General features: G+C 72.9%; 23 protein-coding genes. 11 read left to right on the top strand and 12 right to left on the bottom strand.

Going from position 1 to position 22,614, the window contains the following annotated elements:
• Positions 1-74 precede the first annotated feature (74 nt).
• Complete coding sequence (locus D0D28_RS02890) at positions 75-833, bottom strand: MSCRAMM family protein (protein WP_116109610.1); 759 nt, start codon at positions 831-833, stop codon at positions 75-77.
• Positions 830-2,473: an MFS transporter gene (locus D0D28_RS02885; protein ID WP_116109609.1), complete on the bottom strand. Its 1,644-nt coding sequence runs from the start codon at positions 2,471-2,473 to the stop codon at positions 830-832. Before D0D28_RS02885 ends, D0D28_RS02890 begins: the two co-directional genes overlap by 4 nt.
• A 133-nt stretch (positions 2,474-2,606) precedes the next feature.
• Between D0D28_RS02885 and D0D28_RS02880 the strand changes: the two genes are divergently transcribed.
• A complete protein-coding gene (locus D0D28_RS02880; RefSeq protein ID WP_094005282.1) occupies positions 2,607-3,257 on the top strand; it encodes a TetR/AcrR family transcriptional regulator in 651 nt (216 codons plus the stop codon).
• A 125-nt stretch (positions 3,258-3,382) separates the two neighbouring features.
• Here the strand turns inward: D0D28_RS02880 and D0D28_RS02875 are convergent, their stop codons facing one another.
• Genes D0D28_RS02875 through D0D28_RS02860 form a run of 4 tightly spaced genes read right to left on the bottom strand, consistent with a single transcriptional unit; the run spans position 3,383 to position 6,840 of the window.
• Positions 3,383-4,342 (bottom strand): catechol 2,3-dioxygenase, encoded by a 960-nt coding sequence (locus D0D28_RS02875; RefSeq protein WP_116109608.1) that lies wholly within the window; start codon positions 4,340-4,342, stop codon positions 3,383-3,385.
• Between the two features lie 19 nt (positions 4,343-4,361).
• On the bottom strand, positions 4,362-5,402 hold the full coding sequence (locus D0D28_RS02870; RefSeq protein WP_094005219.1) for a 4-oxalomesaconate tautomerase: 1,041 nt from the start codon (positions 5,400-5,402) through the stop codon (positions 4,362-4,364).
• Entirely contained in the window at positions 5,399-6,106 is a 708-nt protein-coding gene (locus D0D28_RS02865; protein WP_094005218.1) for a 4-carboxy-4-hydroxy-2-oxoadipate aldolase/oxaloacetate decarboxylase, read from the bottom strand. The genes D0D28_RS02870 and D0D28_RS02865 overlap by 4 nt, the downstream gene beginning before the upstream one ends.
• Positions 6,103-6,840: a PIG-L deacetylase family protein gene (locus tag D0D28_RS02860; RefSeq protein ID WP_116109607.1), complete on the bottom strand. Its 738-nt coding sequence runs from the start codon at positions 6,838-6,840 to the stop codon at positions 6,103-6,105. The genes D0D28_RS02865 and D0D28_RS02860 overlap by 4 nt, the downstream gene beginning before the upstream one ends.
• A 143-nt stretch (positions 6,841-6,983) precedes the next feature.
• Here D0D28_RS02860 and D0D28_RS02855 point away from each other — a divergent pair, with 143 nt between their 5' ends.
• Complete coding sequence (locus tag D0D28_RS02855; RefSeq protein ID WP_116109606.1) at positions 6,984-8,303, top strand: MFS transporter; 1,320 nt, start codon at positions 6,984-6,986, stop codon at positions 8,301-8,303.
• Between the two features lie 100 nt (positions 8,304-8,403).
• On the opposite strand, the gene D0D28_RS02850 is transcribed toward D0D28_RS02855, so the two are convergent.
• A complete protein-coding gene (locus D0D28_RS02850; protein WP_116109605.1) occupies positions 8,404-9,105 on the bottom strand; it encodes a TetR/AcrR family transcriptional regulator in 702 nt (233 codons plus the stop codon).
• A gap of 89 nt (positions 9,106-9,194) precedes the next feature.
• On the opposite strand from D0D28_RS02850, the gene D0D28_RS02845 reads away from it, so the two are divergent.
• From D0D28_RS02845 to D0D28_RS02835, 3 genes are all read left to right on the top strand, one after another.
• Entirely contained in the window at positions 9,195-9,899 is a 705-nt protein-coding gene (locus D0D28_RS02845) for a DUF998 domain-containing protein (protein ID WP_116109604.1), read from the top strand.
• Positions 9,900-10,109: 210 nt separating this feature from the next.
• A complete protein-coding gene (locus tag D0D28_RS02840; protein WP_116109603.1) occupies positions 10,110-10,886 on the top strand; it encodes a DivIVA domain-containing protein in 777 nt (258 codons plus the stop codon).
• Between the two features lie 183 nt (positions 10,887-11,069).
• Positions 11,070-11,447, top strand: a complete 378-nt coding sequence (locus tag D0D28_RS02835) for a DUF5994 family protein (RefSeq protein ID WP_116109602.1) — start codon at positions 11,070-11,072, stop codon at positions 11,445-11,447.
• On the opposite strand, the gene D0D28_RS02830 is transcribed toward D0D28_RS02835, so the two are convergent.
• The 3 genes from D0D28_RS02830 to D0D28_RS02820 are packed head-to-tail and all read right to left on the bottom strand — an operon-like array spanning position 11,444 to position 13,142.
• Positions 11,444-11,860: a DUF6292 family protein gene (locus D0D28_RS02830; protein ID WP_116109601.1), complete on the bottom strand. Its 417-nt coding sequence runs from the start codon at positions 11,858-11,860 to the stop codon at positions 11,444-11,446. The two genes, D0D28_RS02835 and D0D28_RS02830, sit on opposite strands and share 4 nt — an antisense overlap.
• Positions 11,861-11,883: 23 nt before the next feature.
• Positions 11,884-12,690 (bottom strand): ergot alkaloid biosynthesis protein, encoded by an 807-nt coding sequence (locus tag D0D28_RS02825; RefSeq protein WP_116109600.1) that lies wholly within the window; start codon positions 12,688-12,690, stop codon positions 11,884-11,886.
• Positions 12,687-13,142 carry a nuclear transport factor 2 family protein gene (locus tag D0D28_RS02820; protein WP_094005281.1) on the bottom strand — a complete coding sequence of 152 codons (456 nt, stop codon included), beginning with the start codon at positions 13,140-13,142 and terminating at the stop codon, positions 12,687-12,689. The genes D0D28_RS02825 and D0D28_RS02820 overlap by 4 nt, the downstream gene beginning before the upstream one ends.
• Positions 13,143-13,293: 151 nt before the next feature.
• On the opposite strand from D0D28_RS02820, the gene glnT reads away from it, so the two are divergent.
• The 6 genes from glnT to D0D28_RS02790 are packed head-to-tail and all read left to right on the top strand — an operon-like array spanning position 13,294 to position 19,321.
• A complete protein-coding gene (glnT, locus tag D0D28_RS02815) occupies positions 13,294-14,610 on the top strand; it encodes a type III glutamate--ammonia ligase (RefSeq protein WP_116109599.1) in 1,317 nt (438 codons plus the stop codon).
• Between the two features lie 14 nt (positions 14,611-14,624).
• Positions 14,625-15,488, top strand: a complete 864-nt coding sequence (locus D0D28_RS02810; RefSeq protein WP_116109598.1) for a glutamine amidotransferase — start codon at positions 14,625-14,627, stop codon at positions 15,486-15,488.
• The gene (locus D0D28_RS02805; protein WP_094005208.1) at positions 15,476-16,144 is read left to right on the top strand and encodes a glutamate synthase; all 669 of its coding nucleotides are present in this window, start codon (positions 15,476-15,478) and stop codon (positions 16,142-16,144) included. Before D0D28_RS02810 ends, D0D28_RS02805 begins: the two co-directional genes overlap by 13 nt.
• 13 nt (positions 16,145-16,157) lie before the next feature.
• A complete protein-coding gene (locus D0D28_RS02800; RefSeq protein ID WP_116109597.1) occupies positions 16,158-17,471 on the top strand; it encodes an FMN-binding glutamate synthase family protein in 1,314 nt (437 codons plus the stop codon).
• Positions 17,468-18,649: an NAD(P)/FAD-dependent oxidoreductase gene (locus D0D28_RS02795; RefSeq protein WP_240323064.1), complete on the top strand. Its 1,182-nt coding sequence runs from the start codon at positions 17,468-17,470 to the stop codon at positions 18,647-18,649. Before D0D28_RS02800 ends, D0D28_RS02795 begins: the two co-directional genes overlap by 4 nt.
• Positions 18,650-18,676: 27 nt before the next feature.
• A complete protein-coding gene (locus tag D0D28_RS02790) occupies positions 18,677-19,321 on the top strand; it encodes a helix-turn-helix domain-containing protein (protein ID WP_116109596.1) in 645 nt (214 codons plus the stop codon).
• Between the two features lie 711 nt (positions 19,322-20,032).
• On the opposite strand, the gene D0D28_RS02785 is transcribed toward D0D28_RS02790, so the two are convergent.
• Positions 20,033-21,628 (bottom strand): tannase/feruloyl esterase family alpha/beta hydrolase, encoded by a 1,596-nt coding sequence (locus D0D28_RS02785; protein WP_205413172.1) that lies wholly within the window; start codon positions 21,626-21,628, stop codon positions 20,033-20,035.
• A 138-nt stretch (positions 21,629-21,766) separates the two neighbouring features.
• Positions 21,767-22,564: a crotonase/enoyl-CoA hydratase family protein gene (locus D0D28_RS02780; RefSeq protein WP_116109594.1), complete on the bottom strand. Its 798-nt coding sequence runs from the start codon at positions 22,562-22,564 to the stop codon at positions 21,767-21,769.
• Positions 22,565-22,614: the final 50 nt, after the last annotated feature.

Below are 22,614 nucleotides of genomic sequence, written 5' to 3'. Positions count from 1 at the left end.
GGCCGGGCTTCCCGCGTCCGGCCACCGGGTGGTGGCCGGTCCGCCCACCGGGCGCGCCGCTCGGCGAGCCTTCACTAAGGACGTTCCAGCACCAGGTCCGCGCTGTCCGCCCCTGCCGCGATCGTGGTCACCGCCGGGCGGCCGGTGGTGCTCGTCAGCGTGTACTGGCCCCCGGTCACCCGCTCGAAGCGGTACGTGCCGTCCGCCCCGGTGACCGTCCCGGCCACCCGGCGGCCCGACGCATCCCGCAGCTCCAGCGCCAGACCCGCCACCGGGCGGCCGTCCGCGGTCACCGTTCCCGTCAGGGTGCTGTGCGTGTCCAGCACCAGGTCGGCCACGTGCTCCCGCCCGCCGCCCAGCGGCACCACCGTCGCCGCGGGATCGGCACCCGGCGCGGCCGCCACCAGCGTGATCTCCCCGGCGTCGAGGCCGGTGAGCCGGTAACCACCGTCCGGATCGGACACCGTGCTGGCGATGACGTCCCCGCCCGGCCCGACCGCGGTCACCGCCGCCGTCGCGACCGGCTGCCCGCTGTGCCGGTCCCGCACCACGCCCCGCACGCTGGTCGCTGGTTCGAGCGTGACGTCCAGCGGCGCCGCGGGCCCGGCTTCGAGCGTGACGACCGTCGCGTGCGGCTGGAACCCGGCGCGCGAGACGATCAGCACGTAGGTGCCCGGCGCCAGCCCGCCGAGGCGGAACGAGCCGTCCGCGCCGGTGCGGGCCCGCGACACCTGCGCGCCGACCCGGTCGGTCAGCGTCAGCGTCACCTCCGGCAGCGGTCGCCGCCCGCTGCTCACCCGGCCGGTGAGCGTCACCTCGGCCGTCGTGGTCATGACCGCTCCTTCCGAACCAGGTCGATGTCGTGCCGCCAGGTGAGCCCGGCGCCGACCGAAACCGTCTCGTGCACCGCCGGGTGCTCGACCGCCACCAGGGTCAGCGGCTCCTCGGGCAGCGCCGCCAGCGCGTAGCCGCCGTCCGGGCCGGCCGCCGTGCTCGCCGCGACGCTCCCGTCGGCCCGGTGGGCGGTGACCGTGACCAGGCCCGCGCCGCTCGTGCCGCGGACCGTGCCCGACACCCAGCGCCCGGCCGCACGCGCCTGCTGCCGCGCGGGCAGGAAGGCCGCGACGAACAGCGCCACCAGCGCCGCGCCCGCGCCGATCGCCAGCACCACCCGGAACCCGTTCTGCGACGGCACGGTCACCGGTCCGAACGAGACGGTCATCTGCGCCAGCACCACGCCCGCGACCGCGCTGGAGGTCGAGGTGCCGATCGAGCGCATCAACGTGTTCAGGCTGTTGGCGGACGCGGTCTCCGACACCGGCACCGCGGACATGATCAGCGCGGGCATCGCGCCGTAGGACAGGCCGATCCCGGCGCCGATGACGCACGAGGCGACCAGCAGCTGCCACACCTCGCCCATCAGCACGATGTTGAGCCCGTACCCGGCGGCGACCACGAGCGCGCCGAGCATCAGCGTCACCTTCGGGCCGCTGGTGCGGGAGATCTTCGCCGACACCGGGGCGGTGGCCATCATGACCAGGCCGGACGGCGCCATCACCAGGCCGGCCACCAGCATCGTCTGGCCCAGCCCGAACCCGGTCGCGGTGGGCAGCTGCAGCAGCTGCGGCAGCACCAGCGACATCGCGAACATCGCGAATCCGAACACGACGGACGCCATGTTGGTCAGCAGCACCTGCCGCCGCGCGGTGGTGCGCAGGTCCACCAGCGGTTCCTTCGCACGCAGCTCCCACCAGCCCCACACCAGCAGCACCACGACGGCGGCGACGAACAGCCCGATGGTCAGCCCGTCGCCCCAGCCCCAGTCGGCGCCCTTGGAGATCGCCAGCAGCAGGCACAGCAGCGCGACCGACAGGCCGAGCGCGCCGGGCAGGTCGAACCGCCCGCCGGTGCGCACCGCGGACTCCGGCACGAACGACACGACCAGCAGGAACGCGACCACGCCAAGGCCGGCGGCCGTCCAGAACAGGACGTGCCAGTCGGCGTTCTCGGCGATCAGCGCCGCGGCGGGCAGGCCAAGCGCGCCGCCGACGCCGAGGGAGGCGCTCATCATCGCGGTCGCCGAGCCGAGCCGTTCGGCCGGCAGCTCGTCGCGCATGATGCTGATGCCCAGCGGGATCACGCCCGAGGCCAGGCCCTGCAGCGCGCGGCCGGCGATCATCGGCACCAGGCTGCTGGACAGGCCGCAGGTCACCGACCCCGCCACCAGCAGGACGACGCTGACCAGCAGCATCCGCCGCTTGCCGTACATGTCGCCGAGGCGGCCGACGGTCGGCGTCGCGACCGCGGCGGCCAGCAGCGTGGCGGTGATGGCCCACGCGGTGTCCGCCGAGGAGGCGCCGAGCAGGCCGGGCAGTTCGGGGACCAGCGGGATGATCAGGGTCTGCATCAGCGAGACCACGATGCCGGTGAACGCCAGGACCGGCACCACGCGGCCGGCGCGGGCAGAGGACATTGCGGAAGCCTCCGGAGAGTTTAAATCAATCGATTGACTTACCGTAGCAGACCGGGTTAGGGTATGTCCGGGTGATCGGTAAAATGCCCCGGTGCGGGCCGCGTGGCCTGCCCTGATTCCCGCGGTGGTGACGATGGCGACGAAGACGGCACGAGCCGATCGCGTCACCGCCACGCGCGAGGCGATCCTCACGACGGCCGAACGGCTCTTCGCCGAGCACGGCGTGTACGCGGTGTCCAACCGGCAGATCAGCGAGGCGGCGGGGCAGGGCAACACGGCCGCCGTGGGCTACCACTTCGGCACGAAGGCCGATCTGGTGCGGGCGATCGTGCGCAAGCACACGGCCGAGATGGAGCGGATCCGCGACCGGATGGTGGCCGAGACCGGCGATTCGGACGACCCGCGCGACTGGATCGCGTGCATCGTGCGGCCGGCCACGGAACACCTGGCGGCGCTGGGGAACCCGACGTGGTTCGCGCGGTTCAGCGCGCAGGTCACCACGGACCCGGCGCTACGGGACATCATCGCCGACGACGCGTTGTCGTCGCCGTCGATGGTGCGGACGCTCGACGGGCTGAAGCGCTGCCTGCCGAAGCTGCCGGCCGAGGTGCGCGCCGAGCGGAGCGCCATGATGCGGCAGCTGATGGTGCACATGAACGCCGAGCGGGAACGCGCCCTGGCCGACGGCACCCCGACACCACGAAAGAACTGGCACGACGCGGCGACCGGCCTGATCGACGCCGTGCTGGGGCTGTGGATGGCCCCGGTGACGACGGCGCGCTGACCGTCAGGTGCCCCGCCCCGCCCCGACCCGCCGCGCGGCCGGCCACGCGCTGCACGGCGGGATCGGCAGCCGCGGCCGCGGGGGCGCCGTGGGCGTGGCCTCCCTGGGCGGCTGTCCGACCGGGCCTACACGGGCGGCGTGCCGTGCGTGTGGAACGACTCGATCGTCTTCAGGCCCCACGCCTGGCCCTTCGCCCGCTCGGCCTCGGTCCAGGTGATCGGTTCCCAGTCGGGCGCGAAGATCAGCCGCGCGGCCGGGTTGCACAGCTCGATCCGGTTGCCGCCGGGCTCGTAGACGTACAGGAAGAACGTCTGCTGGATCGCGTGCTTGTGCGGCCCCGTCTCGATGAACACGCCCTTGTCCAGCGCGATGTCCGCCGCCCGCAGGATGTCCTCCCGCGTGTCCGTCGCGAAGGCGATGTGGTGCAGCCGCCCCGACGAGCGGGTCCAGTCATTGGTGTAGACCAGATCGTAGGACTTCTGCGCGAAGTGCGTCCACTGCCCGGAAATCACCCCGCTGTCGAGCCGGATCTGCTCGGTCACCCGCCCGCCCAGTGCGTCGCACACGAAACCGCCGTTCGCCGCGGCGTCCTGGGCCAGGTAGTTGACGTGGTCCAGCCGCCGCACGCACACCCCGCGCGCCGGGTACGCCTGCGCCTGGTTCTTCAGCGACGGCCGCAGGTGCCCGGGCGGGTCGTACTTCTCGGTCTCCCAGTAGATCTCCATCTCGTGCCCGTCCGGGTCCCGGAACGCGTACGTGGGCCCGATCCCCGGATCACCGTCCACCCAGCCGATGCCCAGGCCGCGCTCCTCGATCGCGGCGACCCGCCGCTTCAGGGCCGCCTCGCTGGAGGCGCGCATCGCGGTCCGCCCCACCCCGGAGGTCTTGGCGGCGGTGAGTTTGACGCTGTGGTGCTCGTAGTCGTCCCACGTGCGCAGGTAGACCGAGTCGCCCTGCGCGCCGTTCTCGGTCAGGCCCAGCACGTTCACGAAGAAGTCCAGGCTCTTCTCCGGTTCCGGCGTGAGCAGCTCGACGTGACCGAGGTGAGCGATCTCGTGACGGGGCGAGGGTGCGAGGTGGGGCATCGGTGCCTTCCGGGTTTTCTCAGGGACGGGGAAAAACGGTGCCGTCGAACAACTTCCGCGCGGTGCGGATGACGGTGGAGCGCCGCACGCGAGGCCCGGGCGCCAGTTCGACGCCGACCTCCAGCGTGCCGCTCGGGTGCTCGACACCGACCGGCGAGCCGGGCGGCGGCGCGGCGAACAGTTCGTGCCCGGCCGCGCCGTCCAGCATCAGCGCGGTCACCACGCTCACCGCGCCCAGCACGCCGATCGACGGGTGCGGGCGCAGCGGGATGAACGTCCGGGTGCAGATGGCGCCGCCGTCGCGCGGTGCGGCGACCAGCGTCGTCTTCGGCACCGACGCGTCGCGGACGTCGCCGAGGCCCATCAGCGTCCCGGCCTCCAGGCGCAGCGCCTGGATCTCCCCGGCCAGCCCGGTCAGCTCGTCCACCGGTTCGTAGCCGGTGAGGCCGAAGTCGGCCGCGCGCGCCACGACCACGGGCATCCCGTTGTCCACACAGGTCACCGGGATGCCGCCGATGTGGTCGACGACGTTGCCGGTGGGCAGCAGGGTGCCGCACACCGATCCTTCGGTCCCGGTGAACTCCAGTTCGACCGGGGCGGCGGTGCCGGGCACGCCGGAGATCGCCGTCGTGCCGCGGTAGTCGACCGTCCCGCCGGGAGTGTCGAATGTGGACACCGCGATCGCGTCGGTGTTGGTCATCCGCACGCGCACGCTGGTGCGGTCACCACCGGCCGGCACCAGGCCGCGCTCGACCGCGAACTGGCCGACCGCGGCGAGCAGGTTGCCGCACGTCTGCCGGCCGGACACGGTCGCCTCCCCGATCCCGATCTGCAGGAACAGGTAGTCGACGTCCCGGTCGCCCGCGGCGGGGGAGACGATCGCGACCTTGCTGGTGACCGGCTGCGCGCCGCCGAGCCCGTCGATCTGCCGCGGGTCGGGCGTGCCCATGATCCGCAGCAGCAGGTCGTCGCGCTCGGCGGGATCGGCGGGCAGGTCCGAGGCGAGGAAGTAGGCGCCCTTCGACGTGCCGCCGCGCATCAGCATGCAGCGCACGCTCATCCGCGCTCCAGCTTCGCGTACTCCTCCGCCGTCACGTACCGGACGCCCAGCTCGGCGAGCTTGTCCCGCAACCCGTAGCGGTCCAGGCCCAGCTCACCACGACGGAACGCCTGCCGCGTGGCCTCTTCCTTGTCCGCGCGGGCCCGCGACGCGCGCAGGCCGTCGCCCACCAGCTCGCGCGGCACGCACAGCACGCCGTCGTCGTCGGCCAGGATCGCGTCGCCGGGGCGGATGGCCTGCCCGCCGATCACGATCGGCACGTTGACCGAGCCCGCGGTCGCCTTGACGGTGCCCTGCGCGCTCACCGCGGCCGACCACACCGGGAACCCCATCGCGCGCAGGTCCGCCACGTCCCGCACCCCGGTGTTGATGACCAGGCCGCGGACCCCGCGGTGCTGCAGCGCCGTGGCGAACAGCTCGCCGAACAGGCCGTCCCGCGACGGTGAGGTGGTGGTGACGACCAGGACGTCGCCGGGGCGGCACTGCTCGACGGCGGCGTGGATCATCAGGTTGTCGCCCGGCCAGCACAACGCCGTCACGGCGGTGCCGCCGATCCGCGCGCCGTCCTGGATCGGCCGCAGGTCCGGGCCGAGCAGGCCGGTGCGGCCCAGCGCCTCGTGCACGGTCGCGACGCCGAACTCCGCGAGCGCGTCGACCTCCCCGGCGTCGGCGCGCGGCGGGTCGGTGACGATCACCCCGGTCATGCCAGCGCCCCCGTGACCTGCGGGTACACCCGGACGTAGGCCTCGCCCAGGGTGTGGTGCGGCAGGCCCAGGTTCGGCCCGGCGTTGCGCTTGAGCTGCACGCCCCGGCGCTTGGCGAGATCCGTGTAGTAGTCCCACATGTGCTGCTGCGCGGGCAGGCACTCCATGGCCTTGCGCTTGCGGTCGAACACCGGGGTGATGTCGAGCAGGACGTCCGGCTTGAAGTCGCACTGCTCGGGCTGGTGCGGCTCGAAGAAGAACACCGGGGGAGCGCCGAGCGGATCGCCGGGCGCGTCGTAGCCGATGGCCTGCGCCAGCACCCGCGCCTGCAGCGCCATCCGCGCCGCCGCCGGGTGGTCGCCGTTGTACGGGTCGGACAGGGTGTGCGTGAGGACCACGGTCGGCGCCAGCTCGCGGTAGACGTGCACCAGCCGGTCGACCAGCTCGGGCGACTCCCGCAACGGGTAGTCGCCCGCGTCGAAGAAGCGCACCTCCGCGCCCAGCGCCGCGGCCGCGTTCTCGGCCTCGGCGCGGCGAATGGCCTTGATCTCGTCCAGGTTCTTGCCCTCGCGCCAGGCGCGGGCGGACTCGCCGCGCTCGCCGAAGCTCAGGCAGACGACCGTCGCCCGCTCGCCGCGCTCGGCGGCCAGGCAGCTCGCGCCGCCGGCCCGCCACACGAAGTCGCCCGCGTGCGCGCTGACCACCAGCAGGCTTCCTGTCGTCGGGTTTGGCATGGGTTTCTTCTCCTCGGGTCGGCTCGTGCTCCAGCCAGGATGCCTATTTGCAGCCAAAATTGTCAACAATCTTGTGTGCACGATCGGCGCGCAGTACCTTCGCGGTCGTTCGTTCACCCGAACCGAGGACGAGAGGGACGCCGATGTCCGTGTGGGAACAGCGGGATCCGGCGGTCGGCAGGCTGTCGATCCGGGTCATCGCGCTGTGCTGGGTGCTCGTCCTGCTGGACGGGCTGGACCTGTTCGTCTACGGCGCGACCCTGCCCGGCGTGCTCGCCGACGAGGGTTTCGGCCTGACCGCCGTCACCGGCGGGACGATCGGCAGCCTCACCACGTTCGGCATGCTGCTCGGCGCGCTCGGATCCGGCATCGTCACCGACCGGATCGGCCGCCGCAAGATCATCCTGACCGGCGTGGTCGTCTTCTCGCTCGCCTCCGCGGCGTGCGCGATGGCGCCGTCGGCCGAGGTGTTCGGGGCCGCCCGGTTCGTGGCCGGCGTCGGCCTCGGCGGTCTGCTGCCGTCGGCGATCGCGATGGTCATGGAGTACGCGCCGCCGTGGCGCAAGAACCTCAGCGTGACCATCGTGATGACCGCGCACCAGGCCGGCGGCGCGATCGCCGGCGCGCTGGCGATGTCGGTGGTCGAGTCGCTGGGCTGGCGCTCGGTGTACTGGCTCGGCGCGGTCGTGGTGTTCGTGGTGCTGCCGGTGGTCTACCTGATGCTGCCGGAGTCGGTGACCTACCTGCTGGCCCGGGGGAAGCGGGCGCGGGCGCAGGCGATCGCCGGCCGCCACCGGGTCGCGCTCGAGCCGTTCGAACCGGAGCGGACCGAGCAGAAGCCGGGCAGCCTGCGTGCCCTGTTCACCTCGTCGGCCGCGCTCACCACGATCCTGTTCTGGATCGCCTCGTTCGGCGGGCTCCTGCTGGTCTACGGCGTCAACACCTGGCTGCCGACGATGATGCGCGGCAACGGCTACCACCTCGGCTCGGCGGTCAGCTTCCTGCTGGTGATCAACGTCGGCGGGATCGCCGGCATGCTCGTCGCCGGGCGGCTGGCGGACCGGTTCGGGGCGCGCCCGGTGGCGATCCTGTGGTTCGCGCTCACCGCGGTGGGGGTCGGGCTGCTGGCGATCAGGATGCCGCTGCCGCTGACCTACGTCGTGGTGTTCCTGACCGGCGGGTGGCTGTTCAGCGCCCAGACGCTGATCTACTCCAGCGTCGGCGCGTACTACCCGGCCGGCGTGCGGGCCACCGCGCTGGGCTGGGTGTCCGGGATCGGGCGCTTCGGGGCGGTGTTCGGGCCGTGGCTGGGCGGCATCCTCGTGGCGAGCCGGTTGTCCGGGCTGGGCTTCGCGGTGTTCGCCGTGGCGGGCCTGCTCAGCGCCGCGATGGTGGCGCTGGTGCGGCGGCCCGCCGCCGCGGTGGACGCCGTGGAGAGGCGGTCCCCGGGGCACGTGGTCTGAACCGCCGGGGACCTGGTCGGCGTCGCTGCCCGGGCAGGGACGAGACCTGGCACCACTGTCCTCCGGCCCCCGGCCCGGCGGTAGGGCCGGAGGCGTTTTCTCATCGGTAGGCGGCGAGGAACACCTCGACCGCGTCCGTGGCGATCCGGTCCCGCTCGGCCTCGGACGGCGGCGGCGCGTCCGGCGCGAACATGGCCTCGTCCAGGACGGCGCCGAGCACCAGGAACGAGAAGTGCTCCGCCGCCCGCCGCGGGTCGGGCACCCGCAGCGCGCCACGCTCGCCCAGGGCGGCGAAGGCCTCCGCGAGCGCGGTGATCACCCGGCCCGGCGCGCGCCGGTGGTACTCGCGGGCGAGCTCCGGGAAGCGCGCGGCCTCGGCGATGATCAGCCGCCGCAGCCGCACGATCTGCGGGTTCGACACCGCGCCGACGTGCTGGCGGGCCAGGGTGCGCAGCGCGGCCGCCACGTCGGTGGTGTCCCGCAGCGCGCCCACCAGCTTGTCCGCGAACTGCTCCGCGGTCGCGGTCACGCCCAGCACGATCTCGGTGAACAGGTTCTCCTTGTCCCCGAAGTTGTTGTAGACGGTGCGCTTCGAGACGTGCGCGGCCGCGGCGATGTCGTCGACGCTCGTGCCCACGTACCCCTGGGTCAGGAAGAGCGCGGTCGCGGCCTCGACGACCGCGGCGCGCGTGCGCACCGAACGGGGGTCCAGCGCCCGGCCCTCCCGCGGTACGCGCCGGGGACCGTGCGCCGACACGCGGACCAGCAGGGTGTCGTCGGGCACGTCGACGGATTCCGTCATTTCGGACTCCCTTCACTATTGCCCTCAACAGTACCGCAGCGGTACCGTCCAGTGCACTAGCGGTACTACACGGTGAAGGGAAAGAACTCATGGGGACTTCTCCGGACTTCGACCGCGGCGCGGCCATCACCCGCTCGCTGCTCGGCTACGGCGTCCTGGCCGGCCCGTTCTACGTGGTCCTCGGCCTGGTCCAGGCGCTGCTCCGGCCCGGGTTCGACCTGACCCGGCACGACCTGAGCCTGCTCGTCAACGGGCCCTGGGGGTGGGTGCAGATCGGGAACCTGGTGCTCACCGGGCTGATGGTCATCGCGGCCGCCACCGGGGTCGGCCGGGCGCTGCGGGGCAGACCGGCCGGGCGGTGGGGCGCACGGCTCATCGGCGGGTACGGACTCGGCCTGATCGGCGCGGGGGTGTTCGTCGCCGACCCGATGCACGGCTTCCCGGCCGGCACGCCCGACGGCCCACCGGCCGAGGCGACCGTGCACGGCCTGCTGCACCTGGTCACCGCGGGGCTCGGCTTCCTGTCGCTGGTGCTGGCGATGGTCGTGCTGGGCACGCACTTCCGGCGCGCCGGGCGGACCGGCTGGGCCTGGGGCTCGTGGGTCGTGGGGGTCGCGTTCCTGGCCGGGTTCGGCGGGCTGGCGTCCGGCTCGTCCAGTCCCGCGGTGGTGCTCGCGTTCTGGGTGGTCCTCCTGCTCGCCTGGGGCTGGCTGGCCGCGGTGTCGGTCCACCTCTACCGCGCCACGCCGCACCCGGACGGCCCGCGCCGGGCCGCGGTGTCCCAGGAGGCGTGATATCACCCGTACCGGTGGGCCGCGCCGGTTCCTGCTCACGCCGAGCAGTCGCTTCCGGGGGTGGCGGGCGTCCGATCGCACGATCGGAGTGCGCGTGACGCCGGACGGCTACGGTGCGGTGGCCCGCCGGGGGTGCCGTGCCGGACCCGATCTTCAGCCGAACGGGAGTTGCCGTTTGCGGGGCCCGGCAGCGCGATCGAGACTCGGGGCATGGTCAACAGCGGTGGCAATGACATCCTGGCCGAGCGCGACGTCGAGTTCTCGTCCGCTCTGCGTGGTTACGACCGCCGGGAGGTCGACGCCTACATCCGCCGGCTGCGCGCGCGGACCGGGCACCTGGCGAGCGAGCTGGAGGAGAAGGAGCGGCGGCTGTCCGAACTGGGCGGTGATCCGTCGGTGCCCCTGCAGATCGTGGGGTCCGGCAACATCGGCGCCCGGGTGGAGCGCATCATCGCCCAGGCCGAGCTGGAGGCGCGCGAGATCCGCGAACAGGCCGAACAGGACGCCGCAGAGACCCGCAAGGCGTACGAGGACCAGGCCGAGGAGGCCCGCCGCCAGCGCGAGGACCTGGCGAAACAGGCGAACGAGCAGGCGCAGGAGATGATCCGCCGGGCCGAGGAGGAGGTGGACCGCCTGCGCGCCACCCGGCAGACCCTGCTGGCCCAGCTGGTGCGGATCGGCGAGATCATCGACTCCGCGGCCGAGCAGGCCGCGCGCACCCCGGACCTTCAGCCGCCGGCGCTGGACCTGCTGGACACCGGAACGGACACCGAGGAGCCGGAGTCCGATGCGGACGAGACCGTTGAGTCCGCGGAGTCCGCGGAGTCCGCCGAGTCCGATGTGGACGAGACGCCGGCGGAGCCCGCGGACGAGATCCCGGACGCGCCGGAGCCGCGCAAACCCGCCGAGACGGGCAAGATCAGCCCGGCGATGCTCGCGGCCAAGGCGCGCCGCCAGGCCAAGCAGGACGCGGTGGCCGAAGCCTGACGAGCGAACCGGCGGCGCTTTTTCGCTGCCGGCGCGGGAAAATTCGCTCGCGGACGGCGCTATCCGGCCCGGGTGGGTGTAGCGTCGGAGGTGTCGGGAACATCCCGCGCACCGGTGGTCAAGCCGGTGCCTTTCCCGGCCGAAGAGGCCGGCTCATGATGGGCCGGGGGCAGGAGCACCGGCATGTCGTCGGGCCCGCACGTTCGCACCACCACCCCGAAGGCCGCTATGGCCGCCGGGCCGCCGCGGCTGAAACTCCGAGCGAGTCAGAACCCGACGGCGCCCACCCCGGGGTACGTCGACGGGGCTTGGTGGCCCCGGTCGCGAGACCTGTCCGCGGAGCTGCCGGCGCTGCGCGCGGTGCTGGCAGCCCGTCTCGGGCCGATCGACCGGATCGCCTATCACACGACCGCCTGGGATCCCGCCGTGCGCCACTTCGACCAGCGCGGGTCGCTGGCGCCCGTCGTGGGGTACCGGAGGCAGGGTTCGGACACGGTGTCCGTGACGACCACCGCGGGTGACAGCCTCGTCCTCGTGGTGGTGCCGCCGGGCCGCGTCTAGTTCTCCACGTACCGCGCCAGCCGTGCGGCCAGCTCGGTGCGGCCGACGTCCACCGCGAACACCGGCCGCGGCTCGGTGGAGCGCTCCGCGGTGAGGACACCGGTGACGAACCGCGCCACCTCCGCCGGCTCCGGGACCACGTCCTCGCCGGCGAACCAGGCCAGCACCATCGGCGTCTCGCCGGGATCGGTCTCCACCGCGACCGCCCAGCCGTTGCGTTCGCTCCACACGAGCATCAGGTCCTCGCCGGGCCGCGTCGGCCACCGCCGGGTCAGGCCCAGGTACGCGGTGGCCGTGTCGCTGATCTCGAACGAGGTCGCCTCCGCCGGCACCCCGACGGCCTCGGCCACCGCCCGCAGGTATCCGGCGAGCCCGCGGCTCAGTTCGGTCAGGCCGGCAGCGCGAGGATCCATGCGACCAGCCTAGTTGGAGGCACTCAGCGCCTGAGCCGCTCGGTCAGGAAGCGACGCAGCGGCTTCGGCGGGCGGCCGGTCAGCCGGTGCACCGTGCCGGTCACCCGGTCCTCGCTGCCACGGCGGATGCCGTCGTCCAGGGCGGCCAGCGCGGCGGCGAAGTCCGCCGGATAGCCCGCGGCCACGAACCGGTCCGCCAGCTCCACGGCACTGACACTGGTGTGGCGTACCGGCACGCCGGTGACCTCGGTGTAGATCGCGGCCGCTTCGGCGTAGCTGATCGCCTCCGGGCCGGTGATCACGTGCTCCTCGCCGCCGCACTCGTCCGCCAGCAACAGCGCCGCGGCCGAAGCCGCGATGTCCGCCGCGTCGACGAACGCGATCCGCCCCTCGCCGGTCGCGGTCACGATCTCGCCGCGGGTCCGGATGCCGTCGGCCACCGGATGGTCACCGGTGAAGTTCTGCATGAACCACGACGGCCGCAGCACGGCGAACTCCGGCATGATCTCCCGCACCGCCCGGTCCACCCGCCCCAGCCCCGGATCGCCGGACGACACCGCCGACGAGCTGAGCAGCACGACCCGGCGCACGCCCGCGTCCCGCGCACGCTCGAGGAACGGCCGCACGACGGGCTCCGGCTCGGCGACCCCGACCGGCGCGACCAGGTACATCCGCTCCACCCCGTCGAGCACCGCGTCGTGCGTCGCGGGGTCCGACCAGTCGAAACCGGCGCGCCTGCTGGCCGCGCGCACGGTCGCGCCCGCCTCGGCGAGCAGCCGGGTGAGGGGACGGCCGGTGTTCCCGGTCGCGCCCGTGACCAGGACCTTCACCGCGCCCCCTCCTGCATCGCGACCAGCTCGTCGAGCCGGCCCAGCGCGTGCCCGGCGGCCAGGGGGCTCCAGTAGTCGCGCAGCGACTCGATGCCCTCGGCGCCCACCCGGACCACGTTGACGTACCGGATCCGGTACGGCCGCCCCGTCCGCAGCGCCGTGCCGTCGACCTCCCACTCCACGATCAGCACGTCCGGGTCGGCGGTCTCGTGCCGCGTCTGCGCGGAAATCGCCCGGATGTCGACGTGGTCGGTGTAGTCGCGCACGTACTCGCGCACCGCTTCCCGGCCCCGCAGCGTGGGCCAGCCGGGCGGCGCGAACGGGAACTCCATCACGCCGCCGGGCGCGAAGACGTCGGCGAAACCGTTCATGTCGTGCGCCAGCACGCGCTCCTGCAGCCGGTCCACGGCCTCGTGCGCGCGACGGCGCCGGTCCTCGGTCGAGAGGTTCACGAACACTCCTCGAATGGTCGAGACGATACCGTCTCGTCCAGAGTAGCGCGTCCTGTAACGCGTGTTCACGCGCCGGTAACCATCGGCACCTTTCTTGTGGCGACAATCAGTTTCGTGAAACGATAAGCCTCCACAGAACAGGGAGACCGAGATGACGCTCGACCTGCCACCCGCGCCGGCGGCCGCGCCCGACCTCGGCGCGCGTGCCCGTGCCGACGGTGTGCGGTTCCTGTTGGCCCTCTTCGTCGACCTGACCGGCAAGCCCTGCGCGAAGCTCGTGCCGGTCGAGGCCGCGCGCGAGCTGCAGGACGAGGGCGTCGGGTTCGCCGGATACGCGGTCGGCGCGATGGGCCAGCAGCCCTCCGACCCGGACCTGATCGCGATCCCCGACCCGGCCAGCTACACCCTCCTGCCCGCCGTGCGCGAGGGCCTGGCGCTGGTGCACTGCGACCCGCACGTCGAAGGGCGGCCGTGGCCGTTCGCGCCGCGCGTGATCCTCAAGGAACTCCTGCGGCGGGCCGCGGACCGGCAGCTGGAGCTGTTCGCCGGCGCGGAGGTCGAGTACTTCCTGGTCAGCCGCGGCTCCGACGGCCGGCTCGTCCCCGCCGACGCCCACGACAACGCGGCCCGCCCCTGCTACGACGCCCGCGGCCTGACCCGCATGTACGACCACCTCACCGGCGTCTCCTCGGCCATGAACGCCCTCGGCTGGGGCAACTACGCCAACGACCACGAGGACGCCAACGGCCAGTTCGAGCAGAACTTCGCCTACGCCGACGCGCTCACCACCGCCGACCGCGTCATCACCGCCCGGTACCTGATCTCCACGCTGGCCGAGCGGCGCGGCATGACCGCCACGTTCATGCCCAAGCCGTTCGCCGACCAGACCGGCTCCGGCATGCACCTGCACCTGTCGCTGTGGCGCGAGGGCACGCCGCTGTTCCCCGGGGATCAGGCGCACGGACTGTCCACTGTGGCCCGCCGCTTCCTGGCCGGAATCCTCGCGCACGCACCCGCTCTGCAGGCGGTGCTCGCGCCGACCGTCAACTCCTACAAGCGCACCGGTGCGACCTCGACCCGCTCGGGCGCCACCTGGTCACCGCGGCGCGCGACCTACGGCGGCAACGACCGCACCCACTACGTGCGCATCCCGGACGGCAACCGCGTCGAGCTGCGTGGCGGCGACGGCTCGGCCAACCCCTACCTCGCCCTGGCCGCGGCGCTGGCGGCTGGCCTGGACGGCATCGAGCGAGCGCTCGACCCGGACACCGCCGGACACCCGGAGCTGCCCCCGACGCTGCTGCACGCGGTCGACGCGCTGGGCGCGGACCAGGTGGTCACCGCCGCGCTGGACGCCGCGGTGCCGGGCGTGGCCGAGTACTTCGCCGGGCTCAAGCGCGAGGAGTTCTTCGACTGGCACGGCACGGTCGGCTCCTGGGAGCACGACCGCTACCTGACCGCGTTCTAGGAAGGAGACCCGCCATGTGCGGAATCGTGGGGCTGCACCTGCGCGACCCCGGGCTCTACCCCCGGCTCGGGCGGCTGCTGGAGGGGATGCTGTGCCAGGTGGTCGAGCGCGGCCCGGACTCGGCGGGCGTCGCCGTCTACGGGGACCGCCGCCGCTGCCCCGAGGGCTACGCCGCGGTGTCGTTGCTGTCCGCCGACGCCGCGGAGCTGCGCAAGCGCTTTCCCGACGCCCTGGTGACCGAGGCCGGGGACACCACCGTGCTCGCCGCGCCCATGTCCGTCGACGACCTGGTGGCCGCGCTGCCGGGGGAGCGGAGCGTCGGCGCGGGCACGGATCTGACCGTCTACAAGGGAATCGGCCACCCCCGGGAGCTGGCCGGCACCTACGACCTGGCGAACGCGCAGGGCTGGCAGGGCCTCGCGCACACCCGGATGGCCACCGAGTCCGCGGTCACGCCCGAGGGCTGCCACCCGTTCTCCGTCGGGCCCGGCCAGTGCCTGGTCCACAACGGATCGTTCGCCAACCACGCCACCATCCGCCGCGAGCTGCGGGCGCAGGGCGTGTCGTTCGACTCCGAGAACGACTCCGAGGTGGGCGCCCGGTTCGTCGCCCAGCGGCTGGCGCAGGGCGAGGACCTGGACAAGGCGCTGCGTGCGTTGTGCGAGCGCTTCGACGGCTTCTACACCCTGCTGGTGACCAGCGCCGACGGGTTCGCCGTGGTGCGCGACGCGATCGCCTGCAAGCCCGCGATCATCGCCGAGACACCGGCCTGGGTCGCGATGGCCTCGGAGTTCCGCGCGCTGGCGGACCTGCCGGGCATCGAGACCGCCCGCATCTACGAGCCCGAGCCGGAAAGGGTCTACGCATGGCAGCGCTGATCGACCTCACCCGCACCACCGTGCGGGAGCTGAACGCCGAGCTGCACGCCCCGGCCGCGCGCGCGTACGAAGTGTTGCACCCGCAGGGCGCGCACGCGCTGGCCGCCGGGATCCGCGACGACATCACCGTCGACGTCCGCGGCCACGCCGGCTACTACTGCGCGGGCATGAACGACGGCGGCACCGTCACCGTGCACGGCAACGCCGGTACCGGGGTGGCCGAGAACATGATGTCCGGGCTGGTCCGGGTCACCGGCGACGCGTCCCAGTCGGCCGGGGCCACCGGGCACGGCGGGCTGCTGGTGATCGAGGGCTCGGCGTCGATGCGCTGCGGCATCTCGATGAAGGGCATCGACATCGTGGTGGGCGGCGACATCGGCCCGATGAGCGCGTTCATGGCGCAGGCCGGGCGGCTCGTCGTGTGCGGCGACGCCGGGGACGGCCTCGGCGACTCGATCTACGAGGCCCGGATCTACGTGCGCGGCGCGGTCGGTGGGCTCGGCGCGGACTGCGTCGAAAAGCCGATGCGGGAGGAGCACCTCGGCGAGCTGAAGGACCTGCTCGCCGCCGCCGGCCTGGCGCACGACCCGTCCGAGTTCCGCCGCTACGGCTCCGCCCGCAAGCTCTACCACTTCGCCGCGCACAACTCGTACTGACCAGGAGCAGCACATGACCGACCCCGCCCTGCGCGAGTCCGCGACGTTCGACCGCGCCACCATCGCCGCCATCCAGCGCGCCGCCGAGACCGGCGTCTACGACATCCGCGGCTGGGGCGCGAAACGCCCGCTGCCGCACTTCGACGACCTGCTGTTCCTGGGCGCGTCGATGTCCCGCTACCCCCTGGAGGGCTACCGCGAGCGCTGCGGCACCGACGTCGTCCTCGGCGACCGCCACGCCAGGTACCCGCTGCACCTGGACATCCCGGTCACCATCGCCGGGATGAGCTTCGGCGCGCTGTCCGCGCAGGCGAAGGAGGCGCTCGGGCGCGGCGCGTCCGAGGCCGGCACGTCCACCACCACCGGCGACGGCGGCATGACGCCCGAGGAGCGCGGCCAGTCCAAGCACCTCGTCTACCAGTACCTGCCTTCGCGGTACGGGATGAACCCGGCCGACCTGCGCAAGGCCGACGCCATCGAGATCGTGCTCGGCCAGGGGGCGAAACCGGGCGGCGGCGGGATGCTGCTCGGGCAGAAGATCTCCGAGCGCGTCGCCGGGATGCGTACGCTGCCCGCCGGGATCGACCAGCGCTCGGCCTGCCGCCACCCGGACTGGACCGGTCCGGACGACCTCGCCATCAAGATCCTGGAGCTGCGCGAGATCACCGACTGGGAGAAGCCGGTCTACGTCAAGGTCGGCGCCACCCGCACCTACTACGACGTGAAGCTGGCCGTCGCCGCGGGCGCCGACGTCGTGGTGGTGGACGGCATGCAGGGCGGCACCGCCGCGACGCAGGACGTGTTCATCGAGCACGTCGGCATCCCCACGCTGGCCGCGATCCCGCAGGCCGTGCAGGCGCTGCGCGAGCTGGGGCTGCACCGGAAGGTCCAGCTGATCGTCTCCGGCGGCATCCGCACCGGCGCCGACGTCGCCAAGGCCATGGCCCTGGGGGCGGACGCGGTCGCGATCGGCACCGCCGCGCTCATCGCGCTGGGCGACAACCACCCGCGCTACGCGGCGGAGTACGCGAAGATCGGGTCGGCGGCCGGGTTCTACGACGATTTCCAGGACGGCCGCGATCCGGCCGGCATCACGACCCAGGACGAGGAGCTGGCCGCGCGCCTGGACCCGGTCGAGGGCGGCCGCCGGATCGCCAACTACCTGCGGGTGCTCACGATGGAGGCGCAGACGCTCGCGCGCGCGTGCGGGAAGGCGCACCTGCGCAACCTCGAGCCCGAGGACCTGGTCGCGCTCACGATCGAGGCCGCCGCGATGGCCCGCGTGCCGCTGGCCGGCACCGACTGGATTCCGGGGATGTCGCGGTGAACGCCGAGGTGGTGATCGTCGGCGGCGGTCTGGAGGGCACGGCCGCGGCGTGGGCGCTGGCGCAGCGCGGGGTGACGGACGTGGTGGTGTGCGAACGGGACACCGTCGGGTCGGGTGGGACGGGCAAGTCCAGCGGTGTGGTGCGTTGTCACTACGGGGTGTCGTCGCTGGCGGCGATGGCACGCACGGGGCTGGAGCTGTTCGAGAACGCTTCCGACGTCCTGGGCACGGAGATCGGGTTCCACCAGACCGGGTACGTCGTGGGGGTCGGCGAGTCCAATGTGGAGGCGCTGCGGGCGAGCCTGGCCGACCAGCGCGCGGTCGGGGTGGAGACGGAGGAGATCGGCCGGGACGAGGTCGCGAAGCTGTGGCCGGCCGCGGATCTGGACGACTTCGCCGCGTTCGCCTGGGAGCCGCGCGGCGGGTACGGGGATGCGTACTCGACGGCGCAAGCGTTTGCCGCGGCGGCTCGTGCCGCCGGTGCGCGGATCCGGCAGGGCGCGGCGGTGGCCGAGGTGCTGGTGTCCCGGGAGCGGGTGACGGGGGTGCGGCTGGCCGACGGGTCGGTGATCGGGGCGTCCACTGTGGTCGTTGCGGCCGGGCCGTGGTCGGTGCCGCTGCTGGCCGCGCACGGGATCGAGCTGCCGATCACCGTGCACCGGGAGCAGATCGTGCTGGTCGACCCGGGGGTGGACCTGGGGGCGGTGCCGGTGTTCTCCGATCTGGTGTCGTTGCAGTACGTGCGGCCCGAGGTGTCCGGGGAGATCCTGTTCGGCAACAGCGATCTGGCCCGGCTGCACCCGGCCGACCCGGACAGCTACGCCAACCGGGCCGACGCGGACTTCCTGGAGCTGGCGGTGGAGAAGATGGCACGGCGGTTCCCGGGACTGGCGGACGCGTCGATCGCGAGCACCTACGCGGGGTGTTACGACGTGACGCCGGACTTCAACCCGGTGATCTCCCTGACGCCGGTCGGCGGGCTGGTGGTGGCGGCGGGGTTCAGCGGGCACGGGTTCAAGATCTCGCCCGCGGTGGGGGCGCTGGTCGCGGACCTGGTGGTGGACGGGAAGAGCGGGGACCCGGACGTGCCGGAGACGGATTTCCGGTTGTCGCGGTTCGCCGAGGGCGCGTTGCTGACCAGCCCGCACCCGTATGTGGGGGCGGGGGAGATGCGCTGAGTATCATCGGTGGATGGGCGGGCAGTCGTGAGCAAGGACGAGGCACCGGCCGGGCCGGCCGCGGTGTGGGTGGACAAGCCGGCGCCGCGGCAGGGCAGGCTGGAGCGGGCGATCGCCGGGCAGGTGCGCCAGCTGCGGCACGCCCACGGCCACACGCTGGCCGAGCTGGCGGCGCGCACGGGCATCTCGGTGGCGATGCTGTCCAAAATCGAGAACGCGACGATTTCTTGTAGCCTGACGACGCTCGACCGCCTGGCCGACGCGTTCGACGTGCCGGTCACCGCGCTGTTCCGGGCAGCCGACACCCAACGCGAGGCGGTCTACACCCCGGCGGGCGCCGGAGCGCGAATCGTGCAACGCGGAACGCGGGTGGGCCACGACTACACGTTGCTCGGTGCGCTGCGGGGGCCGCACAAGCGGATGGAAGCGCACATCGTCACGCTGACCGAACGGAGTGAGGAGTTCCCGCTCTTCCAGCACCCCGGAACGGAGCTGCTGTACATGCTGGAGGGGGAGATGGTGTACGGCCACGGAGAGGCCAGCTACACCATGCGCCCCGGCGATGCGCTGCAACTGGACGGTGAAGGGGTGCACGGACCGCGGGAGCTGGTGAAGCTGCCGATCAGGTTCCTGTCGGTGGTGGCGTATGGGGAGGTGGCACCGGAGGGGTGAGCCCGGTCCGGTGGTGACACACAACCGGCGGGCGGGAACGGGAGTGGCACGGCAGTCGGCTGGCCGTGCGGCAGCCGAGTGCCGGCGGCCGGCAACGGTAGTGGTCCGGCAGTCGGCCGGCCGCGCGGCAGCCCTGCGAACCGGCGGCCGGCAACACAAGCGGCCCGACTACGCCCCGGGGCCGCGCGGCAGCCTTGCGAACCGCAAGCCGGCAACGCAACAGCACCGACTACCCCAACCAGACCTCCCCCGCCCCCGATCCACAGCCGGTCTTTGGTCGCCGATCAGGCGTGTCAAGGTACTCTTTCCCGCCTTGACACGCCTGCTCGGCGACTGAAACACAATCAGGCATCGGGGGCGGGGGTGGTCGGAAGGTGACCGTTCGGCGCCGTGAGGCGCTTCCCGCCCGCAGGGCGGACTCCCCGCCTGCCCAAAAGCAAGACTAAAGATCAAAAGATGTCCTCGCCGGACGGGCAGGCTCCGGGATGACGGGGGACCGTTGTTGTCTCACCTCGGGCAGGTGGTCGCCGGGTGGTCATCCCGTCGCCTTCCGGTTTGTGCATATCACCTTGAGCCAGGGCCGCAAGGTTGGCATGGTCGGCCGCCGGTTGGCGGCCCGGGTTGCGGCCCTGGCTCAAGGTGATCGTCACGTGTCAGGCGACGGGATGACCACCCAGCTTCGTGGGTGCACTGCACGGCGCTGGCGCGCCGTCAGCGCCGGGCGCAGCTGAAGCTGCTCGCTGTGGCTGGATCACCGCCTCGGTAGCGGGGCCAGGCCGGGTACTCGCACAGTGGGCGGGTCCGGCCCGTTGCCGCGTCGGTCACCACTGGGGTCACCGGCGCCGCCTGGTGTTCGGTCCAGGTTTCCAACGCGGTCAGCGAGTCCCAGGCGGCTGGGAACGCGGCTCCCACATTGGCGTGGTTCGCGCCGGGGACGAGGTAGAACCGCGCGAAGGAATCCGTTGCCCGCTTGCCCAGCGTGCGTTCCACGCGCTGGAAGTAGTCTACTGTGGACCGATGGCTCACCAGCTCGTCCGCCGTGCCGTGCAGCAGCAGGAGTTTGCCGCCGGCCCGGGCGAACGGGCCCAGGTCCGCGTTGTTCACGTCCTGCAGCGCGGTCAGCTCGCTGATCCGCTCCCGCCACGGGCCCGGGCGGCGCGGGTCCAGCGTCAGCGCGTCGAAACCGGGGTTCCGCGTCACGAAGTACCGTGCCCACTGGTCCCAGAATTGCACCCCGTACCCCGCGGCCGCCGGCATCGGGGTGGCCGGGGCGACCGTGCCCATGCCGAGCAGTGGTGTCGTCATCGCGGCGCCGGACAGGAACGGGAAACCGGGGTAGCCGCGCTCGCCGCTCGCCACGCGGTACTTCCACCGCAGCGGCTCCGAAAGCGCCTTCACCGCCCCGATCTGCACGTCCGACAAACACGCGTCACCCGTGTCCGCCCCGCCGGGGCAACGCAGCACCCGCGGGTCGAACCGGCACCCCGCCTCGTCCGAGACCACGCCGTCGCGCAGGCCATCCTGGCCGTCACAAGCCCGGATCACGCTGCGGTACAACAGAGCCTGCTTCGCCGGGTTCGGGAACGCGCCCGGCTGGGACAACACCTGCGCCTGGTAGCCGAAGAACAAATCCAGGCTCGCCGCGTTCCACGCCGGGTACACCGAGATCACGCCGTCGAAATCGGCCGGCCACCGTTGCGCCACGGCCAGCGCCTCCCGGCCACCGGTCGACCCGCCCGCGAAATAACTGTACGACGGGCGCGCCGAATACCGCTGCGCGATCACGAACACGGCCGCGTCCCGGGTCTTCTTGAGCGCGTCGCCGGAGAAGTTGCGCACCGCCTCGTCGTTCACCCCGAACGAGCCGTCGAGCGAAGGAGCCGGGACGTGCGTGGGCGAGGCCTGGTGGCCCGAATCGCTCGCGAAGGTCGCGTAGCCGCGGGCCAGCGGAGTGGCCCCGCCCACCGGTCCAAAGGGGACGTTCCCGGCCACGTTCGGGATCGTGCCGTTGTACCCGCCGCCCCCGAACATCAGCGCCTTGCCGTTCCACTCCGCCGGCAACGCGACCCGCATCCGGATGTCCGGCGCCGCCGGATCCACCGGGTGCAGCGCCGCGTCCACCTGGCAGTACCCGCCGGTGACCTGCGCCGCGGTCACCGTGCCGCCGCTGGTCGGCAGGCCGATCGCGGCGGCCGGGATCGCCAGCCCGGCCAGCTCCGTGCACCGGGCCACCGGATCCGCGTGCGCCGGTGCGGCCAGTGCCGCGGCCGCCAGCGCCGGAACGAGCACGGCAACAGACCTTCTCATCGACGATCCCTCCCACCGTTGCGAGATCGCCAGGGTAGGCAGCGGGCGGGACGACTCACCATGTCGGCGCACCACACCGTCGGTCAGGGCGTCATGTGCTTGATCGACACGACGGGCCCACGAGCTGGTAGCTCCGCGTCAGGCCGGATCCGTGAAGCGCGGCGCCCGCTTCTCGAACGACGCCGTCACCGCCTCGACCTGGTTGGGGCTGCCGATCAGCGCCGTGATCTCCCGCTGCTCGGCCGCGAAGCCGGCCTCGGGGTCGCGCGGCAGGTCCAGCAGGCGCTTGGCCGCGCGGATGGCGTCCGGGCTGCGTCCGGCGATCGACCGGGCCAGCTCCAGCGCCTCCGCCCGGGGATCGCCGGCCACGCGCGTCGCCAGGCCCAGCGCGACCGCCTCCTCCCCGCTCACCACGCGGCCGGTGAACGTCAGCTCCTTCGCCACGTCCCGGCCGACCAGCTCGGGCAGCACCTGCGTGCCGGTCATGTCCGGGATCAGCCCCCACTTGATCTCCAGGACCGACAGCTTCGCGTCCGGCGCGACGATCCGGATGTCCGCGCCCAGCGCGACCTGCAGCCCGCCGCCCAGCGCGTGCCCGGTGATCGCGGCGATCACCGGCACCGGCAGCTCGGTCCACACGTGGGCCGCCCGCTGCCCGGTCGCCTTGGCCGGCCCGTCCGACGGCGGCAGGTCGACGTCCGCGCTGATCCGGTCGCCGGAGCGCATCGCCTGGAACGCGGCGAAGTCCAGGCCCGCGCAGAAGTCCGGCCCCTCGCCGGACAGTACGACAGCCCGCAGCCCCGGCTCGGACTTCAGCCGCTCCCCGGCGCGCGCCAGGGCCGCGAACATGGCGGGGTCCAGGGCGTTGCGCTTGTCGGCACGGTTGAGCCGCACATCGGCGACGCCCTGGCTGATCTCGATGCTGACGCGGTCCATGGCGCCAGTCTCACCCGGAGGGGGTGGCGGGGACAAGATCACCCCGCCAC

The organism is Amycolatopsis ruanii (assembly GCF_003385175.1).
GTDB lineage: Bacteria > Actinomycetota > Actinomycetes > Mycobacteriales > Pseudonocardiaceae > Amycolatopsis_E > Amycolatopsis_E thermalba.
This window is presented reverse-complemented; position numbering and strand designations above follow the sequence as displayed.